This window comes from Eggerthella sp. (assembly GCF_048329335.1).
In the GTDB taxonomy this organism is placed as follows: Bacteria; Actinomycetota; Coriobacteriia; order Coriobacteriales; family Eggerthellaceae; genus Eggerthella; species Eggerthella lenta.
Map to the genome: position 1 here is coordinate 1 of NZ_DBFEGU010000202.1, position 2,909 is coordinate 2,909.

Sequence of the window (2,909 nt, forward strand, 5' to 3'; positions counted from 1 at the left end):
TCAGGGCGTCGTGCGCATCGAGCACCGCCGTCGCATGCGGGGCTTTCAGGTTCCGTCGGCCTGCCGGCCGACGGAGCGGGCCGACGCCGCGGCTTCCCGCAACGCCCGATATACGGCCGTCGACGAAGGCTGGCGCACCGAAGTGCGCCACGTTTCCGTCATCGACCCCGGCTCAAGCGCTGCGGAAACGCTCGCTGACTCACTGCGCCAACCAGCGGCCGTCCAACCTGCGAGCCTCCAGCCCGCAGGCGCAGTCCAACCCGCAGGCTCCTTCACCCCCTCGCCCAAGCCGCCGCTGACGCGAGGACAGGCCGATGCGCTCGCGGCCATCGACGCGGCGCGCTCGCGCGGCGCGGGCGAGGTGGTGCTCGTGGACGGCGTCACCGGCTCGGGCAAGACCGAGGTGTACCTGCAGGCCATCGAGGAGACGCTGGCCGCCGGGCGCACGGCGTGCGTGCTCGTGCCCGAGATATCGCTGACGCCGCAGACCGTGGCGCGCTTCCGCGGCCGCTTCGGCGATCTGGTGGCCGTCATGCACTCGCGCATGAGCCAGGGCGAGCGCTACGACCAGTGGGATTTTATCCGCTCGGGCGCGGCGCGCGTGGTCGTGGGCGCCCGCAGCGCGCTGTTCACGCCGCTTTCGAACCTCGGTCTCATCGTCATCGACGAGGAGCACGAAGGTTCCTACAAGCAGGACAGCGCGCCGCGCTACCATGCGCGCGACGTGGCCGTGTGGATGGCGCGGCGCGCCGGGGCCGCCGTGGTGCTGGGAAGCGCCACGCCCTCCATCGAGGCGCTGCACGCCTGCGCGAAAAACCCCTCATGGCATCAGGTGAGCCTGCCCGAGCGCGCGAACGGCAAACCGTTGCCCGAGGTGCAGGTGGTGGACATGGCGAAGGAGTTCAGCGGCGGGTCGCGTTCGATGTTCGCGCTGCCGCTGGCCCGCGCGCTCGAGGAGGAGCTGGCCGCCGGCCGCAAGGCGGTGCTGCTGCTCAACCAGCGCGGCTTCGCGAAATTCTTGCTGTGCCGGGAATGCGGTTTCGTGCCCGAGTGCCCCTCGTGCTCCACGTCGCTCACGTACCACGAACGCGGCAACTTCCTGATCTGCCATCACTGCGGCTATCGGATACCCACGCCGCCCGTGTGCCCGGAATGCGGCAGCCCCTACCTCAAGAAGTTCGGCGCGGGCACGCAGCGGGTCGAGGCCGAGCTGCGCGTGCTGCTCGACGAGATGCCCGGCGTGGGCCCGGGGGTGCCCATCGTGCGCATGGACGCCGACACCACGAGCGGCAAGGGCGCGCACCAGCGTCTGCTCGAGGAGTTCGCCGCCGCCGACGCGGCCGTGCTGCTGGGCACCCAGATGATTGCGAAGGGGCTCGACTTCGAAGACGTCACGCTCGTGGGCGTCATCAACGCCGACACCATGCTGAAGCTGCCCGACTACCGCGCCTCCGAGCGCACGTTCGACCTTGTGGAGCAGGTGGCGGGTCGCGCGGGCCGCGCCGAGCTGCCGGGCCGCGTGCTCGTGCAGACCTACGAGGCCGACGCTCCCGCCATCCGCGCGGCCGCCGCCTACGACCGCGCCCTGTTCCTGCGCGACGAGCTGCCGAAGCGCCGCCTGCTGGGCTACCCGCCCTACGTGCGCATGGCGAACGTGCTGGTGTGGAGCAAGGACGAGCCGGCCGTGCGCCGCGTGGCGGCCGAGCTGCAGGCGGCGCTGGAGGAGGCGGTGCGCGACTTCGGCGGCGACGGTTGGAGCGTGCTGCCCGCCACGCCGTGCGTGCTGGCGAAGCTGCGCGGCACGTACCGCTGGCACATCGTGGTGAAGTGCCCGGCTGACGCCGACCTGTCCGATGCGCTGCTGCCCCTCTTCCGCCGCCGCAAGCCCGACAGGGATGCGAACGTGGCCGTGGACGTCGATCCCGACGATCTGCTGTAGCGCGCTCGCGCCGCGGCTTGGCGGACGTTCGGCCTACCAGCCCTCCATGAACCAGGCGACCGTGAACGCCACGCGCTCGCCCCAGGCCGCGATGTCCTCGTCCGAAATGGGCGCGCGCAGCGAGGATCGGTTCGCGTACGCCCAGTCGTACAGCGCTGCGGAATCGACGAATCGCTGCGGCTTCGAGGACGACCCCAGCACCACGGCGTAGTACTCGTGCCCGTCTCCGCGGTTCACGGCCGTCGCCGCGCAGGGCCCGGCGGCCAGCGTGTAGCCGGTCTTGGCCGCGCACGCGCCCGGGTAGCTGCCCAGCAGGGCGTCGGTGTTCTCCAGCGCCAGCGTCACGGGCGCCCCGTCGCGCTGGACCGTGATGTCTGCCTGCGAGAACCCGATGTTCGCTCGGACGAGGTCGATCTGCATGGCCGCGCGCAGCATTGTCGCCACGTCGGCCGCGCAGCTGTACTGCCCCTGGGCGAACGCGTCGAAGTCCAGGCCGTGCGGGTTCGCGAAGAACGAGTTCTCCAGCCCCAGCTCGGCCGCCTTCGCGTTCATGGCCTCGACGAACGCCGCCTCGCAGGCGTACGCGTCGCCGCCCGACCCCTTCTGCGCCAGCATCCGCGCTCCGGCCGCTTGGGCGATGGCCGACGCCGCGTCGTTGCCCGAAGCCGTGAGCAGCGCCTTCAGCGCGTCGTCGAAGGTCATCGAGTCGCCTTGCGCGAGCCCGGCGCTCGATTCGCCGACGCTGGCGGCTTCGGGCGTGACCTCGATCATCGTCGATGCGTCCAGCCAGTCCGCCGCCACGATCGCGGTCATGATCTTCGTCAGCGAGGCGATCTGCGCGGCGTCATCGGCGTTGCGGCCGAACCACAGCGTGCCGTCCTCGTCCATGAGCGCGGCACAGGATGCGTCGAGGTCGGGAAGCCGGTCGGGCGGCAAGGCGCGCTCGGCGGCGCTGAGACGGAGCGCCATG

2 protein-coding genes are annotated in these 2,909 nt (G+C 71.3%); one reads left to right on the forward strand and one right to left on the reverse strand.

Annotation, left to right across the window (positions count from 1 at the left end):
• Window positions 1-1,939: replication restart helicase PriA (gene priA / locus ACMO6A_RS06635; RefSeq protein ID WP_418470952.1), on the forward strand; the 1,939-nt coding region annotated here is incomplete at its 5' end.
• 33 nt (window positions 1,940-1,972) lie between these two features.
• Here priA and ACMO6A_RS06640 read toward each other — a convergent pair.
• On the reverse strand, window positions 1,973-2,909 hold a 937-nt coding region (locus ACMO6A_RS06640; RefSeq protein ID WP_418470954.1), incomplete at its 5' end, for a D-alanyl-D-alanine carboxypeptidase family protein.